At 49.2% G+C, this 4,024-nt stretch carries 4 protein-coding genes; 1 reads left to right on the top strand and 3 read right to left on the bottom strand.

Features of this window, described 5'->3' with window-relative positions; translation table 11 throughout:
* The first annotated feature begins 265 nt into the window (after nt 1-265).
* Nucleotides 266-451 (top strand): hypothetical protein, encoded by a 186-nt coding sequence (locus ACT3XD_RS19320; protein WP_192539889.1) that lies wholly within the window; start codon nt 266-268, stop codon nt 449-451.
* Between the two features lie 148 nt (nt 452-599).
* Here ACT3XD_RS19320 and ACT3XD_RS19315 read toward each other — a convergent pair whose 3' ends face one another.
* The 3 genes from ACT3XD_RS19315 to ACT3XD_RS19305 all read right to left on the bottom strand — a co-directional run bounded on the left by ACT3XD_RS19315 (nt 600) and on the right by ACT3XD_RS19305 (nt 3,559).
* Nucleotides 600-806 carry a hypothetical protein gene (locus tag ACT3XD_RS19315; RefSeq protein WP_192539890.1) on the bottom strand — a complete coding sequence of 69 codons (207 nt, stop codon included), beginning with the start codon at nt 804-806 and terminating at the stop codon, nt 600-602.
* Between the two features lie 244 nt (nt 807-1,050).
* Nucleotides 1,051-1,662 (bottom strand): flavodoxin family protein, encoded by a 612-nt coding sequence (locus ACT3XD_RS19310; protein ID WP_192539891.1) that lies wholly within the window; start codon nt 1,660-1,662, stop codon nt 1,051-1,053.
* 97 nt (nt 1,663-1,759) lie between these two features.
* Nucleotides 1,760-3,559, bottom strand: a complete 1,800-nt coding sequence (locus tag ACT3XD_RS19305) for a thiamine pyrophosphate-requiring protein (protein ID WP_192539892.1) — start codon at nt 3,557-3,559, stop codon at nt 1,760-1,762.
* Nucleotides 3,560-4,024: the final 465 nt, after the last annotated feature.

Here is a 4,024-nt window from a genome sequence, read left to right as displayed (position 1 = left end):
AACGTCCAATCCGTTGCCTGTAAGGCCTTGCGTGTGGTTATCCATACCTTTCTCTCCCTCTCATTAATAGACCATGAGCCGCCAGCTCCATTTTAAGCTAGCACCGCCGGGTAGTTATTTCCAAGCTCGCAGTCAGACGCCTAATACATGTTAAGAAGTTTTTTAAAATCGACTGGTTAGCTGCAGGCTTGGTACTCAACCCGTGCTTCATAAGCTACGTTATAAAAGGATTAATCAACCGGATTGACAAACCAAGGAGAGGATAATGGCGACGTTTATAGTTTACAGAGCAGTTCAGGAAGGCATAGAAATTGACGCACAGCCAGAGTGGTGGGTAGTGGATATGCGTGACGCTGATCAACGAGATGGTGAGCTAGTACGTAAACGCTGCACGACCAAGCCTGAAGCAGATGAAATGGTGAATGAACTTAACGAACAATATGCTGGTTGAGTAGCTAAGCAGCCTGCCCGCTAAGTAACGAAGCAAGCTCCATAAAGACGCCAGAATGAATTTGGTGTCTATCACCGAAGGAACATCCACCAGTCTTAGCGCAACACGGACTGGTGGACGGTAATAATGCAGAAACAGAACGATGCGACTATTTCTTACCACTTAACGATCTAAGCAGCGACTCCACTTGATGGTCGCCCTCACCTTCATCATCGACCTCCTCTTTTGCTAGTTCTTTCTTATCGCCCACCACAGCATTACAGGAATTGCAGTAAATAGTTTCATCTTCATCGGTGTTACCAGGAAAACGGAAATCTTCGCTGCCACACTGGGCACATCGTTTCGGAAATGCCATTTAAAATTTCTCCTTGTTGTATGCAAAGCATCATGCCATGCACACCTATAGCTTAGCTGATAACAAAAATAACTGCGTATAGTCAGCTTGCTGCATACTCAGCTATAAAATTACGCATCCAAGCCTCCTTTACGGCTCAGCCCGTGGAACTAGGTCCGTACAAACAGATTCTTACAAAGTGGTTCGTATAAACAGGTTCGTACAAACAGATCAGTGAATGAAACATCAACAGTTCTTTGAAGGACTAGCTCTCTTGCTCAGGATACTGGTTCTGCTTTAATAACGTGGCCAAGTGGGCGCAGTTAAGTGCTAGCGCTTTCGTCGCGCTCTGCGTGGTTTCTGGTGCTTGGTCTAAATCTTTGTAGTCGTCCCCCTGCATGGCTTCACCCACCCAATAGGTACAGGCATTCGCAGGTATGGTAAAACCAACGTCGTTCAAGCCCTGGAAGAGTTCGGCGACGATGTGATGGGCACCATCCTCATTACCTACTACCGCCACACCCGCGACACGGCCATAAGAGACCATTCGTCCCTGATCATCCGTTTCCTCAAGAAAAGCATCAAGCCGTTCAAGTACACGCTGGCAGATGCTCGAGTGATGCCCTAACCAGATGGGGCTACCCAAAATGAATATATCGGCATCCAGAATCTGCTTGCGTATTTTAGGCCAATCGTCGCCCTCACCTTCATCAGATGTCACACCAGGCTTGATATTGAAGTCCGCGGCCCGAATCTGCTCACCAACAACACCATGGCGCGCAAGCGCTGCCAATATCTCGGATATAAGCCGATCACAGGAAGACTCAGCAGGTGATGCTTTAAGCGTACAATTGATAGCCAGCGCTTTTAAAGGCATAGGGTTCTCCTTCTACACGTTAAGGGCGTTCATGTTATTGGGCTATGCCGACTTGTAGATGCCGCCTTGTAGATAAAGGCGGCTTCGCCGACAGGTGTTAATGCTTGCGCAGTTTGGGGGTTATCTGCCTGGCGAACTGTCGAAATGATGCTTTTATCATGCCCACAGCATCCGGATCGCCATGCAGTAGCGCCGACATATAGGCCTTTGCCTGTTCGGGTTTGATATGCGGCGGAATTGGCGGAACATCAGGGTCAGTGATCACCTCAAGCACTACCGGGCGGTCGGCACTCAAAGCCAAATCCCAGGCATTCCCCAGCGTCTCAGGGTCGCTAACCTTGATGCCTTTAAGCCCAATGAGCTCGGCATACTCGGCATAGGGAAAGTCGGGAAGATCCTGTGAAGCTTCATATTTCGGATCACCTTCCATCACACGCATTTCCCACGTAACCTGATTAAGATCCCGGTTATTGAGTACCATGACGATCAAGCGTGGGTCAGCCCACTGCTGCCAATACTTGGCAACGGTAATTAGCTCCGAATTACCGTTCATCTGCATGGCACCATCTCCCACCAGGGCAATAGCCACCCTCTCGGGGTAGGCGAACTTGGCTGCTATCGCGTAGGGAACGCCATTCCCCATGGTGGCAAGCCCACCGGAAAGCGATGCCATCATGCCACGACGCAGCTTGAGATCGCGTGCGTACCAGTTGGCAGCAGAACCGGAATCACTGGTAAGAATGCAATTATCCGGCAGGCGTGGCGACAGCTCCCAGAAGACTCGCTGCGGATTGACCGGCTCAGCCACCGCCATGGCGCGTTCCTCAAGCACCTCCTGCCATTGGCCCACGCTCTTTTCAATATCTTCACGCCAGCCACGATCAGTTTTCTGCTCCAAATAGGGTAACAGCGCCTGCAGAGTAGCCGCGCTATCCCCTACAAGATTTACTTCCATGGGATAGCGCATGCTTACCTGGCGACCATCAATGTCGATTTGCACACCTCGTGCCTGGCCTTCTCCAGGCAAGAATTCCGAATACGGAAAGCTTGAGCCAATCATCAATAGCGTGTCGCAGTTGGCCATCAACTCCCAGCTTGGATTGGTACCCAATAACCCAATGGAGCCGGTAACGAAAGGTAAATCATCGGGAAGCACGGCAAGGCCCAGCAACGCTTTAGCGACACCGGCTCCCAGCCTTTCAGCGACCTGAATAACCTCATCGGTCGCATTCAGCGCCCCGGCGCCCACCAGAATCGCTACTCTCTCCCCCTCGTTAAGTACCTGAGCTGCCTGGCGAAGGTCATCGTCGTACGGAACCGTACGCGGCCTAGAGTAGCCGACGCCCGAATGTATCGTGCCGTGAGCATGAGCGGGCTTTTCAACTGCTGGCTGAGACTGAAGATCATTGGGAATAATGATAACCGTTACGGTACGCTCGGCTAAGGCAATACGTATGGCGCGGTCAACAAGGTGGCGGATCTGAGCTGGGCTTGTCGCCATGTGGACGTATTCATGTGCGACGTCCTTAAATAGTGACACCAGGTCGACTTCCTGCTGGTATTCACCCCCCAAGGCAGCACGCGCCTGCTGCCCAACGATAGCGACAACGGGCTGATGATCCTTCTTGGCGTCGTAAAGACCATTGAGCAGGTGAATGGCTCCCGGCCCTGACGTTGCGGTACAGACGCCGACCTCTCCGGTAAACTTGGCATGGGCGCACGCCATAAAAGCGGCCATTTCCTCATGGCGGGCCTGCACGAACTCAAACTGGTCACCTGCTCGGTTCAGCGCCCCCATGATGCCGTTGCTGCCATCTCCCGAATAACCAAATATGCGTTTTACGCCCCACTCACCTAATCGTTGGACTAAAAAATCACCTACCAGCTGCTTACTCATTCAAGCCTCCATGGCAAAGCTTCGCTTTAGCTCATCACTGCCTATAAATTTTACTAGGCATATAGGTATAGATATTGATCTCCGTAAAGGTCAACTGAGTAACGCGACTTGTTAACTATTATTATGCTCTGATTTTATTTTTAGCATGTTAGATAACAAAGCTAGAAATTTTTCCACCCAAGAGATTAATAATAAAAGTCATGGCCACAAACGTAAGCAAGCTAATAGTCAACATCAATTAAAATAATAGATTAAAACCATTAATAAATATCTATCTTATCGTAATAAAACTACAATAAATATAAAATTTATTTACTGGGAGATTTCCTTGCTCACAAATCTCATAAAAAAATTAGAAAATTTTCAACTCTGCACTTCTGAAGAGGTCAAAGCTTTAGAAAGTTACATCACGCCTGTCCGTATCCTTAAAAAATCAGAAGACCTTATACAAGAATCAGATAAACC

The organism is Halomonas sp. AOP7-B1-5, assembly GCF_052353045.1.
In the GTDB taxonomy this organism is placed as follows: domain Bacteria; phylum Pseudomonadota; class Gammaproteobacteria; order Pseudomonadales; family Halomonadaceae; genus Vreelandella; species Vreelandella colorata.
The sequence above is the reverse complement of the archived record's forward strand: the minus strand, read 5'-3'. Positions and strand labels throughout refer to the sequence as shown.